We start from the raw sequence: 15,624 nt of genomic DNA on the forward strand, positions 1-15,624 counted from the left end.
GGAAAGCATCAGACGACTGGTATCGATGCGCTCCGCCGCTGCAGCCGAACCGCAGCGAGTGCCAGTAGTCCAGCACCGGCCACAGCCCAGCACGCGATGGGCGCCCAGTGCAACAGCGGCGCATAGTCCGGCAGCTTCTGCAATCCGCCGGCGACCGCAGCCATGCGTGCGAAAGTCGCGAGCGCGAGCGCCGAGAAGACGAGACCGATGACCTTGCCTTCCGCGCCGGTCTCGCCGATCGCCATTGCCGCCGACACCGCGCTCATCATCATGCAGCCCCATGCCGCGCCGGCGATGAACTGCGCCGCGATCAGCATGTTGAGATTGGCAGCGAACTCCGCGCCGATCACCGCAAGCGCGCCGAGCAATCCGGCGGCGCCAATGACGACGATGCCGCCCTGACGCTTGACCACCGCGCTGGCCGGAAACATCGCAATGTTGAAGCCGATCCAGAATATCGGCATCAGCCATTCGAGATCGGCCGGCTTGGCGAAGCGCAGAAACATCGGCGCGCTGTTGATGCTGAAATGCAATTGGAAACCAAGCGCGAGAATGACCATGGCAGCGATGAACAGCATGGGCATGCGGCCGAGCGCCTTGCCTTGCGCCGGCGAAGCCTTTGCCTCACGGGCGCTGACCTGCACGAGGCCCCGCTCGACGCGCGACAGCGCCAGCGTCACGATCAGCAAAACCACGCCGGCAACAACGAAAGGCAGCCGCGGATCGACGCCGCGCAATGTCGCGCCGAGATAGGGCGCCAGCGCACCGGCGACGCCATAGCCGAGCATGGCCAGCGCAGCGAGAAACGGCCGCGACGGGCGCGCGGCATATTTGCCGAGCAATGTCAGCGGCGGCGCGCGCAAGGCGGAGGATGTCGCCGACCAGATCACGATCAATACAATGAGCGCGACTTGCGCCTTCGGTCCCTGCCCGGCGACGAAAGGCAGCGCGACGAAGGCCGCGCAGGACACCGCGGTCAGGATGCCGACAATGAGACCGAGCCGCCCGACCACGCGCGCGATCCTGTCAGCGACCAGACCCATCGCCGTATCGGTCACAGTGAAAATCGCCTGATCGAGCATCAGGATGACAATCACGACGGTCGGCGCAATGCCGACATCGGCGACAAGCTTCGGCAGATAGATCACATAGGTGACCCAGCCCAGCGTGAAGACCAGTTGCAGAACGGCGAGATAGACGCCCGCGCCATTGCTGGTGGCGGCCTGTGTGCCGGTTCGTTCCTGCTCGCTCATGGTCCCCTCGCCCCACCCGACCATAGAATGGTCGCGGCAGCCAAGGAAAGCGTTCAACACGCAGCGCTCAACAGGTCTCGTTCAGCAGGTCTTGCGGAAGGTCAGGTTGATGCGCTGGCCGCCCATGACCGGATGTTCGCCGTCCGGCAGCGGCGCGACGCCGTGATAGGCCAGCCGCGCCGGGCCGCCCCAGACCACGACGTCGCCATGGGTCAGACGATAGCGCTTCTGAGGCGCGCTGCGGGTGAAACCACCGAACAGGAATGTCGCCGGCAGGCCGAGCGAGACCGAGACGATGGGGGCGCGCAGATCCAGCTCGTCCTTGTCCTGGTGCAGCGAGAGTTTGGCACCGGGCTTGTAGCGATTGATGAGACAGGCATCCGGCACGAAGGCCTCGAAGCCGGCCTGAACCGCCGCGCGCGCGGCGAGATCGCGAAACGGCACCGGCATCTCGGGCCATCGCTTACCGCTGTCGGGATCGACGGGGTCGTAGCGATAGCCCCGGGGATCCGACACCCACCCGACACGGCCGCAATTGGTCATCGCGACCGACATGGTGTGACCGCCCGGCGTGACCAGATGGCGGAACGGCGCCGCCTTCACGATCATACGCAGCGCGGCGATTACATCCGGCTGTTCGGCGGCGAAGAAGTTGCGCAGCAGAACGGCTCCCTCGGCGAGCTCTTCGCACGCAGGCTGGTCATCCCTGATATCGGCGAACAGGTCGGTCATCGCGGTTGTTCAGTCGTCCCATCACTTCGCATCGTGAAAGATCACCCCGAGCGTATGGCGCCGGCCCGACTTCACCCGGCTGACGCCATGGCGCAGATTGACACGGTAGCTGCCGCGCGTGCCGGCAACCGGCCGGTGATGCACGGCGAACACCACGGCATCGCCCTGCCGCAAGCCTACCACTTCAGCGCGCGACTGCATGCGCGGCCGTTGCTCCGTCAACACGAATTCGCCGCCGGTGAAATCCTCACGGGTTCCGACAGCAGGATCGCGACCTGCAGCGGAAACACATGCTCGCCATAGAGATCCTGATGCAGGCAATTGTAGTCGCCAGCTTCATACTGCAGCAACAGTGGCGTCGGCCGGGTCTGGCCGGCACCGTGGCAGCGCTTGAGGAACGCGGCGTGATCGGCGGGAAAGCGCACGTCGATCCCCACCGTCTTATTCCAGCGATTGGCGATCGCGCTCAATGGTCCGTAGAGCGCCGGACGCAGGCCGACGATCGGATCGGGCAGCGGATAGTTGAAATATTTGTATTCGCCGCGGCCGAAGCCGTGGCGGCCCATGACGATGCGGCTGCGGAAACGGGAATCGTCGGGATAGAGCGATGCGAGGTGACGACACTCATCGGGCGTGAGCAGTTTCTCGAACACCGCACAGCCCTGGGCGTCGAGATCGGCAGAGATGCGCTGCCAGTCGATGGCGTCGATGCGCGCCTGCGGCGTGGCGTCATTGTTTTCCGGGCGCTTCTTCACGAGTGAAACCATGTCATCGCCTCCGTCATCCGGCCGCGATCAAGGTGTCATGGCCTGTTGGCCATTTTGGGGAGATGGGCGGGTGAAACCACCCGATTTCTGGACGCGCCACGCTGTCATTCCGGGGCGGGCCGACGCCGCAGGCGGCGGGACCGAACCCGGAATCTCGAAATGAGAGTCACCGAGCTTGAAGCCATCTCGGGATTCCGGGTTCACGCGCGAAGGCGCGCGTGCCCCGGAATGACGAGTGTATCGTTACCCCACCACCGGCAATGTCTTCACATCATACCCATGGCTGATCTTGCGCTTCAGCACGGGGTCCTCAATCTCGTAGTCGAAACGATCGGCCGGACGGATGCCGCCCTTGGCGGCGAAGGTGCCGCCGAACATCGCCGTGCCGTCTGGCAGCGTGTCGCCGCCAAAACCCTTCTTGATCAGCTCGGCGACCGGCAACATGCCGCTCAGCAGGCCTTCCTGGTAGAGAACCTTCTCGCCCTTGATGGTCGCCCAGGAGCGCAGGATGATCTGGTCCCAGTGCGGCAGCAGTTCGGACAGCTCCCACACAACCGGCGCGATCGGCTTGTCGCACATCTGCTTCGACACGGTGATGTTGTAGGTCTCGACCTTGCGGTCGGTATGGTCGGAGCCGACACCGACATAGGTCTTGCCGCCTGATGCGATCAGGCAGAATTCGACTTCGCCCGATGAATTCTCGTCGGTGCATTCGATCATGCCGTCGGTGGTGAAGCGGCGCGCCGAGCAGCGGTAATAGATCGGCGTCGAGGCCGGCGGCGCGATGCCGAGCGCCTCGAGTTCCTTGATGTGATGATCGCGCGCGACGGGATCGCGGCCGGTCCAGCCGGCGATGACGCCCTGGGTGATCTTGAGCGTCAGCGGCGTCTTGGTGCCTTTTGCGTCCAGCGTGAACGCGATCTCGGTGGTCATGCGTGTATCCTCAGGTTTTAGAGATTAACCGCGAACGGTGGTTTCGATGCCCGCGGCGAGTTCGAAGATGCGACGGTCGGAGCCGCCGGCGGCAGCCAGCATCAGGCCGACAGGCGCTTCATCCTTTGCGTGGATCGGCAACGAAATGGCGCAGCCGTCGATCATGTTGATCAGCGTGCAGTTGCGCAGCGCCATCAGGTTCTGCTTGGAGAACACCTTGTCGTCTTCCATGTCGGCAATCGACGGCGGCGTGATCGCGCAGGTCGGCAGCACCAGCGCATCGTAAGGCGCGATGCGCTTTTCAGTGCGTGCGATCAGCGAGCGGCGCATCGGCAGCAGATCGAGATAGTCGGCGGCATTCTGGGTCTCGCCGCGCTGGATGCGCAGCGCAACGCGGGGATCATAGACGTCGCCCTTGCTGGCGAGCAGATAGCGATGCCAGGCATAGGATTCCGCAGCGGTGAAGCCACCCTTGGTGCTCATCGGTGCGATATCATTGAATTCAGGCACCTCGATGCGCTCGATGATCGCGCCCTTGTCGGCGAGCTTCTTCAGCGCGCGTTCGAAGGCGGTTGCGACGACGGGGTCGAGATCGTCCATCGCCAGCGTGGTCGGCACCGCGAGACGCATGCCCTTGATGGGGCGCGGGGTGAGTTCAAACTCGGGCTCGCCGGCGAGCACCGCATCCATCGCCGCACAGCAGGCGACCGAACGCGCGAGAGGACCGATGCTGTCGAGGGTGAAAGACAGCGGCACGGCGCCATCGAGCGGCACGCGGCGCTGCGTCGGCTTGTAGCCGACGATGCCATTGAAGGCCGCGGGAATGCGGCAGGACCCGCCGGTGTCGGTGCCCAGCGCCGCATGCGCCATACCGTCGAGGACGGAGACGCCGGCGCCCGACGACGATCCGCCAGGAACATGACCGACCTCGCGCTTCCACGCGCCCTTGGGTGTGCCGTAATGCGGATTGGTGCCGATGCCGGAATAGGCGAATTCGACCATGTTGGTGCGGCCGATCACCACGAAGCCGGCGCGGCGCAGGCGCGCGACGGTGGGCGCATCGGCATCGGCCGGCGCGGAATCTTCCAGCGCGCGCGAACCGGCTCGGGTCACCTGTCCCTTGATGTCGAACAGGTCCTTGATCGAGATTGGAATGCCGGCAAAGCGCGACGGCGCGGCATTGACCTTGCGCAGCGCGTCCATCGCATCGGCGGCGGCAAGCGCTGCGTCCTTGTCGACGTGAATGAAGGTGCGCTCGCCCTCGCCGTTCGGATCGGCGATTTTGGCCAGACAGGCTTCGACCAGTTTGCGGGACGTGGTCCGACCGGCGGCAAGGGCGGCGGCCAGGCTGGCGAGGGTCGGTGCGGTCTGGTGGAAGTCGTTGCTCATGGTCGCGGCATCCTGTGTGTCTTGCCGGACCCGCAGGTGGTCACGGCGCCCGGTCGGTATCGCCGAAAGTGTCCTCGATTTCCAGATCGAGCAGCGCGGAGCTGAGCGATTTGCCATGCGCATCGAGCGCCAGCGATCGCGTCACCCCGCCGCCAAGCGCCTGATCCATGACGAAATTCACGGCCGCCAGATTGGGCAGTTCATAGCGGACCACCTCGCCCGCGACGATGCCCGCAAACAGGGCCTTCACGCGCGCGGCGGTCACCTGCGATACTATCAACGGATATAGCTTTGCGTCAAAGGCAATTACCGAGATGTTGGAAATGTTGCCTTTGTCACCTGTGCGGGAGTGGGCGATCTCGCGCAGCTTCACGTCATGCTCCCTGAACCATCCGTACCAACCTACCCTGCCTGGTTGCAGCGGGACAAGCCTCGCACGTATTTCAACCGGAATTCCAATTCGAATTCCGTGCCGTCCCGCAGTGAGCAGATACGGCCATGCAGCACGCGCGCTGGACCGCCCCCGGTGGAATGTGGAATGTCCATCCAGAGGACAACGAACGGGGCCAAATCCCCGTCCAAGGGAGAGAACACCACACATGGCTGAACCAGCCCGCGCGCGGCCGAAACCGACACCGGAAACCCAGCATTATTGGGACGGCGCAAAAGCCGGCGAACTCCGCCTGCAGCGCTGCGACGATTGCAGCAATGTGTATTTTCCGCCGCGGCCGTTCTGCCCCGGCTGCGCCTCGCGCAAGGTCTCGGTGTTCAAGGCCTCGGGCAAGGGTTTCCTCTACAGCTACGTCATCAATCATCGGCCCGCCGCGCCGGGTTTCACGCCGCCTTACGCGATTGCCGTGGTCGAGCTTGAAGAAGGTCCGCGGCTGATGAGCAACATCATCGATTGCCCGCAGACGCCCGAAGCGCTCGAACTCGACATGAAGCTCGAGGTCGCCTTCGAGAAGCTCGACGACGCCATCACCCTCCCCGTATTCCGCCCGGCGAAGGGCTGAGATCATGCGCAGAAACGCAGTCGCCGTTGTCGGCGCAGCCGAGACCACCGAGCTCGGCGTCATCCCCAACATGTCGCAGATCCAGCTTCACGCGGATGCGGCCCTCAATGCCATCAAGGATGCCGGGCTAAAACTGTCCGACATCGATGGCATCGCCACGGCCGTCGAGACGCCGCAGCAGATCGCGCATTATCTCGGCATCACGCCGACCTGGGTCGACGGTACATCCGTCGGCGGTTGCTCGTTCATGCTGCATGTTCGCCACGCGGCCGCGGCGATCGAGGCCGGCCTGTGCAAGACGGTTCTGATCACGCACGCGGAGTCCGGCAAGTCGATGATCGGCAAACTGCCGCGCTCGATTCCGGCCGACAGCCTGCAGGGCCAGTTCGAGGCGCCCTATGGCGTCTACGGTCCGCCGAGCATGTTCCCGATCCCCGTGCTGCGCTACATGAAGACGCACGGCATCACCCACGAGCAGATCGCGTCGGTCGCCGTGTTCCAGCGTGAATGGGCCGCGAAGAATCCGCGCGCCATGATGAAGGCGCCGATCACGGTCGAGGACGTGCTGAACTCGAAGATGATCGCCTATCCGTTCCGCATCCTGCAATGCTGCCTCGTCACCGATGGCGGTGGCGCATTGATCCTGACCTCGGCGGATCGCGCCAAGGATTTCCCGAACAAGCCGGTCTATATTCTCGGCACCGGCGAGAGCGTGGAAACGCCGATGGTCAGCCAGATGAAGACCTTCGATTCATCGCGCGCTTTCACCGTGGCCGGACCGACCGCATTCCGCGAGGCAGGAATCGCGCACAAGGACGTCGATCACCTGATGATCTACGACGCCTTCGCGCATCTGCCACTGTATGGTCTCGGCGATCTCGGATTCATGCCGCATGAGGAAACCGGCCAATTCATCGCGGATGGCAACACCCGCCCCGGCGGCAAGCTGCCGATGAACACCAATGGCGGCGGCCTCAGCTATATGCATTCCGGCATGTACGGCATGTATGCGCTGCAGGAGAGCGTGCGACAAATGCGCGGCATCGCACCGGCGCAGGTGCCGGGCGCGAAGATTTCAGTCTGTCACGGCGTCGGCGGCATGTTCGCCGCGTCGGGCACGGTGATTTTTACGAACGAGAAGTAAACGCGGTGCCTTCTCCCCGCTTGCGGGGAGAAGGTGGCTCGAATGCGCGAAGCGCGTTCGAGACGGATGAGGGGGACTATCCGCAAGCACGGAGCAAGCGGATAGTCCCCCTCACCCGCCCCGGCTTCGCCGGGACGACCTCTCCCCGCCGAGCGAAGCTTCGCTTCGCCCGGCGGGGAGAGGTTAGAAAACATCAATCACACCACCAAAAGGAAAACCACATGGCATCTACCAAATCACTCGACGGCAAGGTCATTGTCGTCACCGGCGCGGGCCGCGGCATTGGCCGTGGCATTGCGCTGCTCTGCGCCGCTGAAGGCGCCAAGGTTGTCGTCAACGATCCCGGCGTCGGCACCGACGGTTCGGGCGGCGACGGCGCGGCACCGGCCGAACAGGTCGTCGAGGAAATCACCAAGGCCGGCGGCACCGCCGTTGCCAATTTCGAGTCGGTCGCCGAGGCGATCCCGGCCAGCAAGATCATCAAGCAGGCCGTGGACACCTATGGCAAGATCGACGGCGTGGTGAACAATGCCGGCATTCTGCGCGACGCGATCTTCCACAAGATGTCCATCGATGCGTTCGAGATGGTGATCAAGGTCCATCTGATGGGCTCGTTCTATACATCCCATGCTGCCGCGCGATATTTCCGCGAGCAGAACTCCGGCTCGTTCGTGCACTTCACCTCGACCTCCGGTCTCATCGGTAACTTCGGCCAGGCCAATTACTCGGCGGCCAAGCTCGGCATCGTCGGCCTGTCGAAGTCCATCGCGCTCGACATGGGCCGCTTCGGCGTCAATTCGAACTGCGTCTCGCCCTTCGCCTGGAGCCGCATGATCGGCAGCATTCCGACCGAGACCGAAGCCGAGAAGGCGCGCGTCGAGCGCATGCAGCGCATGGGTCCGGAAAAGATCGCGCCGCTGGTGGCGCATCTGCTCTCCGACGACGCCAAGGAAATCTCCGGACAGATCTTTGCCGCGCGCATGAACGAGATCTTCCTGATGGGCCAGTCGCGCCCGCTGCGCTCCATCCACCGCGCCGAAGGCTGGACCCCGCAGAGCCTCGCCGAACACGGCATGCCGGCGCTGAAGTCGTCCTTCTACAAGCTCGACCGCTCGGCTGACATTTTCAGCTGGGATCCAGTCTAAGCGTTTAAGTCGGCTCGCGGGAGCATCACTCCCGTGAGCCGATTTCTACAACCCAGAATTTAAAACGAAACAATATTACTCAAATAGCTATGCATAGCGGTCTTATCTGACCCGAGATCGCGCTAATTTCGTCATAAAGAATTCAAACGCCGGCCAAGACCGGCTATGTCACCAGCAATCAACGGGTTTGACGTCACGCATGTGCGGACGAAACCGCATTTGCTGGACGAACATCATGACAGATCACGCGGGCGCGATGCCCTCCGCGGCCATGCCGCATTCCAAGCCGCTGAATTCCCCCGCCCGCGTTCTGCTGGCGAGCCTGATCGGCACCACGATCGAATTCTTCGACTTCTACGTCTATGCCACCGCCGCGGTGCTGGTGTTTCCAAAACTGTTCTTCCCGGCCGGCAACGACACCGCCGCGCTGCTCGCGTCCTTCGCGGTGTTCTCGATCGCGTTCTTTGCGCGTCCGTTCGGCGCCGTCGTGTTCGGCCATTTCGGCGATCGCGTCGGCCGCAAGACCACGCTGGTCGCAGCCTTGCTGACCATGGGCATTTCGACCGTGCTGATCGGCCTGCTGCCGACTCACGCGCAGATCGGCCTCGCTGCGCCGCTGCTGCTGGTGCTGTGCCGTTTCGGTCAGGGCTTCGGACTCGGCGGCGAATGGGGCGGCGCAGTGCTGCTCGCCACCGAGAATGCACCGGAAGGCAAGCGCAACTGGTACGCCATGTTCCCGCAGCTCGGTGCGCCGCTCGGCCTGTTCCTGTCGTCCGGCACGTTCTTCATTCTGCTGCACTTCGTCTCGCCGGAAACGTTCCTGAGCTGGGCGTGGCGCGTGCCGTTCCTCGCCTCCATCGTGCTGATCGCCATCGGCCTGTGGGTGCGCCTGTCGATCACCGAGACGCCGGAATTCCAGAAGGCCATCGAGAAGGCTGAGCGCGTTGCCGTCCCCAGCATGGAGCTGCTGCGCAAGCACAAGCGCAGCCTCGTGCTCGGCACGCTGGTCGGCCTGATGACCTTCGTGTTCTTCTATGTCTGCACGGCCTATCTGTTGTCCTACAATGTCGGCGTCGTGAAGATGACGTTGCTCGATGCGCTCAAGGTGCAGATTGCCGGCGCCGTCGCTTTCGGCACCACCAACATCCTGGCCGGCCTGCTCGCGGACAAGATCGGTCGCCGCACGCTCCTGATCACCAATTGCCTGATGGTGATCGTGTTCTCGTTTTTCCTGGCACCGCTGCTGTCAGGTGGCGTGGCGGGCATCTATGCCTTCGCGCTGATCGGTCTGGCGATCTTCGGCGTCAATTATGGCCTGATCGGCGCCGCGCTGGCGGCACCGTTCCCGACCGCCGTACGCTATACCGGCTCGTCGATGACGTTCAATCTGGCGAGCATCTTCGGCGCCTCACTGGCGCCCTATATCGCCACCTGGCTGCAGGCAAATTACGGTCTCGCTTACATCGGCTATTACGTGCTCGCCGCCGCGACGATCACGCTCATCGCGATCTTCGCTTCGGACAAGCACGAGGTCTGAGCGCGCTTGCCGGCAAACGTCAAAAAAGGGGCAGTGCCAACGCTGCCCCTTTTTTATTGATCAGCGCGCCGCCTGCTGCCGCCTGAGCTCGGCGCGAGCCGCGTCACGCTCGAATTCGCCATCGCCCCGGCACACTTCAGCTGCCTGTTTCAGATAGGGCAGCGCCTCCTGCGGCTTGTGCTTCACCATCAGATACTGGCCGAGATAGAACGACACGCCGCAATCGCCGAAGTCGTCCTCCAGCCGCATGTTCTTCATTTTGGCGAGCATCTCCTCCCCACTCATCTGGCCGAGATAGACCGCGACCATCGGCCATGGCCAGCCCTTGCGATCGAGCTTGTCGGTATTGCGTTTCAGCTCGCCGATGTCGTTGTCGCCGCTGCGCGCCCGCGCGATGTAGCGTAGCAGCTTGCCCAGCTCGTATTCCGGCGTCTTCTCGACCACGTCGCCGAAATCGGCGGCAGCCTCGGCGAAATGTCCCTCGATGAAGTTCATATGCGACCGCCGGTTGCGGGTGTCGGGATCATCCGGCCTCAGCTTCAGCGCCGCATCCAGGTCCGGGATCGCGCCGGCGAAATCGCCCTTGCGCGCGAAGGCGATGCCGCGGTCAACATGGGCGCCGACGTCGTTCGGATTGCCGGCCAGAACGACATCGAAATCCGCGATCGCGCCGTCATTGTCGCCGCGTCGAATCCTGATGTCGGCGCGACCACGGTGGGCATAGCTGTCGCCGGGCTCGATCTGTAGCGCAGCGTCATAGTCGGCCAACGCCCTCTCGTAGTCTTTCTTGGCGGCACGGCTGTTGCCGCGCAATGCAAACGCCGCATAGTCTTTCGGATCGAGGCGGATGGCTTCCGAGAAATCCGCGATCGCGCCATCGATGTCGGCCAATCTCTTCCGCAACATTCCGCGTCCGCGGTGGTAGGACGAATTGCCCGGCTGCAGGCGAATCGCCTTGTCATAGTCGGCGCGCGCCCGCACGAAATCGCCCTTGGATTCATAGGCGCTCGCCCGCGAGCCGAAGCCCGAGGAGTAAGTGGGATCGAGGGCGATCGCCTTGTTAGCATCCGCGATAGCCAGATCGAATTCGTCGAGGCGGTTGTGGACCATGGCGCGCGCGCCATAGCCTTTCGCAAAATCAGGATTGAGTGCGATGAACGCAGTAAAATCCGCGCGCGCCGCCTCCATATGGCCGAGTTCGAAGTTCCCGATGGCGCGAAGGCGAAGCGCTTCGGAGCGCTCGGCATCCGTTGCGCCGGGACGATCGATGATATCGCTACAGCCTGCGATCATCCGCTGATCCATCGGCGGGCGACATCCATTATCCGCGTGCGCTGACAATGATGTGGCGAACAGCAATGCTGCAGAAGCGACTGCAACGCGCATGTGACAGCAAAACGACGACATGGGAACCACACATCAGTATGAGAGATTTGGCCATTGGTCGCGTGGAACTATCAAAACGTTCACTGCGCTGCGATGCGCGCTTGTGCACCGCCATGACCGCGCGGCAGCATCGAATTGTGTAGCATCGCCGTCGCAACGGTATTTAGACTGCTGGCAATAACTGGAGCAAACCAGAAAAGCCGGGAGGACGACGATGCCAACTCAGCTCGACGCGAACGACGCAGTTCAACCCGCCGCAATATCCAACTCACTCAGTCGCAGAAAAATCCTGAGCGGCGCCGCGGCAATGGCCGCGACATCGCTGATCGCGCCCGATGCGCTGGCGCGAAATTTCAACCGCGGCGCGGAACCGCAGCGCTATCCCGATCCCGATATCGTCGTCATCGACGCCAATCGCTTCAAGGCGAGAGTCGGCAACACCGTCATCAAGCGGCTCTATACGGGCTGCCTGTGGGCGGAGGGACCGGCGTGGAATGCACAGGGTCAGTATCTGATCTGGAGCGATATCCCTGCCAATCGCCAGTTGCGTTATCTCGACGATGACGGCCACATCTCCGAGCGCTTCCGCTATCCATCCGAGGAGAGCAACGGGAATTCGTTCGACACAGAGGGCCGCCAGCTTTCCGCGCAGCGCACGCGCCTTGTCCGCTTCGAGCACAATGGCAGCGTCACGACGCTGGCTGAACAGGCAAACGGCAAGCCGCTGAACGGGCCGAACGATATGGTGGTCAATCCGATCGACAAGGCGATCTGGTTCACCGATCCCGGCTACGGCGCCATCAATCTCTATGAAGGACAACGCGCGGCGCCGGGCGTCACGCAGCCGCACCAGAAGGAAGCGGTATATCGCATCGATCCCACGAGCGGCCAGGTGAACAAGGTCGCCGACGATCCGTTCAAGCCGAATGGTCTGGCCTTCAGCCCGGACTACAAGAAGCTCTATGTCTGCGACACCGGCATCACGCATTATCCCAATGCCAAGAATGTCGTCTGGCAGTACGACGTCGACGGCGGCAAGCTCTCGAATGGCAAGCCGCTGATCGACATGACGCTGGATGGCAAGTCCGGCTTCCCTGACGGGCTGCGCGTCGATACCGAAGGCAATATCTGGGTCGGTGCCGGCTGGGTCGGCGACGGCTATGACGGCGTGCAAATCTTCGCGCCGGACGGCCAGCGCATCGGCCAGATCAAGCTGCCGGAAACCTGCGCCAATGTCTGTTTCGGCGGCAAGAAGCGTAACCGGCTGTTCATGACGGCGAGCCAGTCGCTCTATGCGGTCTATGTGGAAACGCAGGGCGCGCATTTCTGTTGAGGGGCCTACGTCGCAGCCAGCGGCTTCGCGCAACTCTCTCCACGTCATGCCCGGGCTTGACCCGGGCATCCAGCTTTGCGGCAAGCAACGGAGAAGATGGATGGCCGGGTCAAGCCCGGCCATGACGTAGGGAGAGGACGTAGCCTCTCGACGACTACCCGCTGTTCCTGAGTCCCGCCGAGATCCCGTTGATCGTCAGCTGAATCCCACGCAGCACCTGCTCGTCCGGATTATTCGCACGGTGCTCTTTCAGCAGCTCGACCTGCACGTGGTTGAGCGGATCGAGATACGGGAAGCGATTGCGGATCGAGCGATCGAGCAGCGGATTGTTTTGCAGCAGGCGCTCCTGCTCCATAATATCCAGCAGCGTCTCGATGCACAGATGCCATTCGCCGCGGATGCGGCCGAAGATGGTCTCGCGCAGCTTCTGGTCGGCGACAAGCTCAGCATAGCGCGAGGCGATGGCGATGGAGCTCTTGGCCAGCACCATGTCCATGTTGGACAGTAGCGTGCGGAAGAACGGCCATTCGCGGTGCATCTCCTGCAGGAAGACCATGCCCTTGTCGGGATGATTGGCGAGCCACGCCTCGATGGCGCTGCCGAAGCCATACCAGCCCGGCAGCATCAAGCGGCACTGCGCCCAGGAGAACACCCACGGGATCGCGCGCAAATCCTCGATGGCGCGGGTCTTCTTGCGCGAGGCCGGACGGCTGCCGATGTTCAGCGTCGAGATCTCATTGATGACGGTGGATTCCCAGAAGTAATCGACAAAGCCCTCGGTCTCATAGACCAGCCCGCGATAGGCCTTGAAGGCCAGTTCGGAAATCTCCTCCATGGCTTCGAGATATTCGCGGCGCGGCGCGCTGTGCTTCGGTGCCAGCAGGCTTGCTTCCAGCGTTGCGGCGGCAAGGATTTCCAGATTGTTGCGGCCGACTTCGGCGTTAGAATATTTGCTGGAGATGATCTCGCCCTGTTCGGTGATGCGGATCTGGCCATCCACCGCGCCGCCGGGCTGCGCCAGGATCGCATCGTGGCTTGGGCCGCCGCCGCGGCCCACAGAGCCGCCGCGGCCATGAAACAGCCTGAGCCGGATGTGATGCCGCTCGAACACTTCGATGAGCTCGATCTCGGCCTTGTACAGTTCCCAGCCCGAGGTGACGAAGCCGCCATCCTTGTTGCTGTCCGAATAGCCGAGCATGACTTCCTGCACCGCGCCGCGGCTGTCGACCAGCTTGCGATAATCATGCAGCGAGAACATGCGGTCCATGATGGCTGCAGAGGCCTGCAGATCCTCGATGGTTTCGAACAACGGCACGATATTGATGGCGCTGCGGCCGGAGCAATCGACGAGCCCGACCTCCTTCAGCAGCACTGCGACTTCGAGCATGTCGGAGACGCCCTTGCACATGGAGATGATGCATTGGGGGATTGCCGCCGCGCCGAATTTCGCATGAACCTGCGCCGCCATACGGAACAGCGCCAGTTCGCCCAGCGTCTCGTCGCTGTATTTGACGAACAGCGAGCCGAGCGGCCGCGCGTTCTTCAATTCATTCGTCAGCAGCGCGATGCGCGCTTCCTCGCCGAGCGCGAGATAGGACGTGCCGGGCATCGCCGCATCGATCAGTTCGGCGACGGTGCGCTCGTGCACAGCGGAATTCTGCCGGATGTCGAGACTGGCGAGATAGAAGCCGAAACAATCCACCGCGCGGCGCAATTGCCGCAGCCGGCCGCGGGCGATGACTGCGGAATTATCAGCGATCAGCGAACGATCGAGCACATCGAGATCGGCCTTGAACTCCTGCGCCGATGCATAGGCCGGCGCATCACCCACGGCCGCACGGCGATTCGGCAATTCTAGCGCATGGGCCGTTGCCGCCATGCGGGCATAGACGCCGGAGATCGCCAGACGATAGGGCTCGCCAGCGCGGTGCGGCGACGGATCAGGGGAGCGTTCGGCCAATGCGCGGAGTTCATCGGAGACATCGGCGAGATGCGCCGCCATGGACAGTTCTGCGCCCAGCGCGTGAAGTTCGTCGAGATAGAAGCTGAAGGCGCGCCTGCTCTGCAGCATCATGGTGCCGCGCATCACATCTGCCGTGACGAACGGATTGCCGTCGCGGTCACCGCCGATCCAACTGCCCATGCGCAAGAACGAGCCGAGTTCGGCCGCGCCGCCCTGCGCGCGCAGGCTGTCTTCCAGCACACAATGCAGCCGCGGCACTTCGCGCAGGAAGGTGTAGTCGTAGAATGATAGTCCGTTGGCGACCTCGTCGAGCACCGTCAGCTTGCTCCGGCGCAGCAGATTGGTCTGCCACAGGGTGACGACGGCGCGGCGCAATTGCTCTTCCGACGCCTCGATCTCCTCGGCGGTGAGCTGCATGCGCTCGCGCCGGTCCAGCAATGCCGCGATTTCCATTTCGCGGTCGATGGTGCTCTTGCGGCGCACTTCGGTGGGATGCGCGGTCAGCACCGGCGAGATCAGCGCCTGGCCAAAGAACTTGCTGAGCAGCGCCGCGTCGATGCCGGCCTCGCGCGCGCGCTTCACCGCATGGGCCAGCGTGCCCGATGCGTTGGCCGCATTCGCGCGCTGCGCCCGCATCCGGCGGATATTGTTCTGGTCCTCGGCGATATTGGCGAGATGGGAGAAATAGCTGTAGGCGCGAACGATGCGCACGGTCTCGGCGATCGACATGCCGTCGAGAATGGCTTCGAGTTCACGCCGCGCCAGCTTGTCCTCGTCGCGGTGAAAACGGACCGAAGTCTGCCGGATATTCTCGACCAGGGCGAATACCGCCTCGCCTTCCTGATCCCGCACGGTGTCGCCAAGGATGCGGCCCAGCAGCCGGATATCCTCGCGCAACCGGGCATCGGCCTCCTGGTGAGCAGGATCGTCACCGCGCTGGGATGCGGGTTCTTCGGTGGACAGGGTCAGGGACACAAGGACGCTCCAGGAAGTTGCCGGCGCCCCATTTGGTCGCAAGTCATGCTGCGA

At 63.2% G+C, this 15,624-nt stretch carries 12 protein-coding genes and 1 pseudogene; 5 read left to right on the plus strand and 8 right to left on the minus strand.

The window, feature by feature from the left end; all coding sequences use genetic code 11:
• Positions 1-8 precede the first annotated feature (8 nt).
• The 6 genes and pseudogenes from AB7828_RS11550 to AB7828_RS11575 form a co-directional block, all read right to left on the minus strand.
• Complete coding sequence (locus tag AB7828_RS11550; protein WP_120291255.1) at positions 9-1,253, minus strand: MFS transporter; 1,245 nt, start codon at positions 1,251-1,253, stop codon at positions 9-11.
• 81 nt (positions 1,254-1,334) lie between these two features.
• Entirely contained in the window at positions 1,335-1,985 is a 651-nt protein-coding gene (gene alkB, locus AB7828_RS11555; RefSeq protein WP_175366501.1) for a DNA oxidative demethylase AlkB, read from the minus strand.
• 21 nt (positions 1,986-2,006) lie between these two features.
• Positions 2,007-2,752 (minus strand): annotated as a pseudogene (locus AB7828_RS11560) (2OG-Fe(II) oxygenase).
• Positions 2,753-2,995: 243 nt separating this feature from the next.
• A complete protein-coding gene (locus AB7828_RS11565; RefSeq protein ID WP_120291259.1) occupies positions 2,996-3,685 on the minus strand; it encodes a DUF2848 domain-containing protein in 690 nt (229 codons plus the stop codon).
• A 24-nt stretch (positions 3,686-3,709) separates the two neighbouring features.
• The gene (locus AB7828_RS11570; RefSeq protein WP_441230203.1) at positions 3,710-5,074 is read right to left on the minus strand and encodes an amidase; all 1,365 of its coding nucleotides are present in this window, start codon (positions 5,072-5,074) and stop codon (positions 3,710-3,712) included.
• 40 nt (positions 5,075-5,114) lie between these two features.
• Entirely contained in the window at positions 5,115-5,447 is a 333-nt protein-coding gene (locus AB7828_RS11575; RefSeq protein ID WP_441230204.1) for an AtuA-related protein, read from the minus strand.
• Between the two features lie 226 nt (positions 5,448-5,673).
• Between AB7828_RS11575 and AB7828_RS11580 the strand changes: the two genes are divergently transcribed.
• The 4 genes from AB7828_RS11580 to AB7828_RS11595 all read left to right on the plus strand — a co-directional run bounded on the left by AB7828_RS11580 (position 5,674) and on the right by AB7828_RS11595 (position 9,913).
• Complete coding sequence (locus tag AB7828_RS11580) at positions 5,674-6,087, plus strand: Zn-ribbon domain-containing OB-fold protein (protein WP_120291263.1); 414 nt, start codon at positions 5,674-5,676, stop codon at positions 6,085-6,087.
• Between the two features lie 4 nt (positions 6,088-6,091).
• Complete coding sequence (locus AB7828_RS11585; protein ID WP_315843004.1) at positions 6,092-7,231, plus strand: thiolase C-terminal domain-containing protein; 1,140 nt, start codon at positions 6,092-6,094, stop codon at positions 7,229-7,231.
• A gap of 221 nt (positions 7,232-7,452) precedes the next feature.
• Positions 7,453-8,376, plus strand: a complete 924-nt coding sequence (locus AB7828_RS11590) for an SDR family NAD(P)-dependent oxidoreductase (protein ID WP_089265108.1) — start codon at positions 7,453-7,455, stop codon at positions 8,374-8,376.
• Positions 8,377-8,611: 235 nt separating this feature from the next.
• Complete coding sequence (locus AB7828_RS11595) at positions 8,612-9,913, plus strand: MFS transporter (protein ID WP_439064440.1); 1,302 nt, start codon at positions 8,612-8,614, stop codon at positions 9,911-9,913.
• 60 nt (positions 9,914-9,973) lie between these two features.
• Here the strand turns inward: AB7828_RS11595 and AB7828_RS11600 are convergent, their stop codons facing one another.
• Positions 9,974-11,206: a tetratricopeptide repeat protein gene (locus AB7828_RS11600; RefSeq protein WP_441230205.1), complete on the minus strand. Its 1,233-nt coding sequence runs from the start codon at positions 11,204-11,206 to the stop codon at positions 9,974-9,976.
• A 400-nt stretch (positions 11,207-11,606) separates the two neighbouring features.
• Between AB7828_RS11600 and AB7828_RS11605 the strand changes: the two genes are divergently transcribed.
• Positions 11,607-12,632 (plus strand): SMP-30/gluconolactonase/LRE family protein, encoded by a 1,026-nt coding sequence (locus AB7828_RS11605; protein WP_441230206.1) that lies wholly within the window; start codon positions 11,607-11,609, stop codon positions 12,630-12,632.
• A 154-nt stretch (positions 12,633-12,786) separates the two neighbouring features.
• Here AB7828_RS11605 and ppc read toward each other — a convergent pair whose 3' ends face one another.
• Positions 12,787-15,564, minus strand: a complete 2,778-nt coding sequence (gene ppc, locus AB7828_RS11610) for a phosphoenolpyruvate carboxylase (protein ID WP_441232231.1) — start codon at positions 15,562-15,564, stop codon at positions 12,787-12,789.
• Positions 15,565-15,624: the final 60 nt, after the last annotated feature.

It is taken from the genome of Tardiphaga sp. 215_C5_N2_1 (genome assembly GCF_052076055.1).
In the GTDB taxonomy this organism is placed as follows: Bacteria; Pseudomonadota; Alphaproteobacteria; order Rhizobiales; family Xanthobacteraceae; genus Tardiphaga; species Tardiphaga robiniae.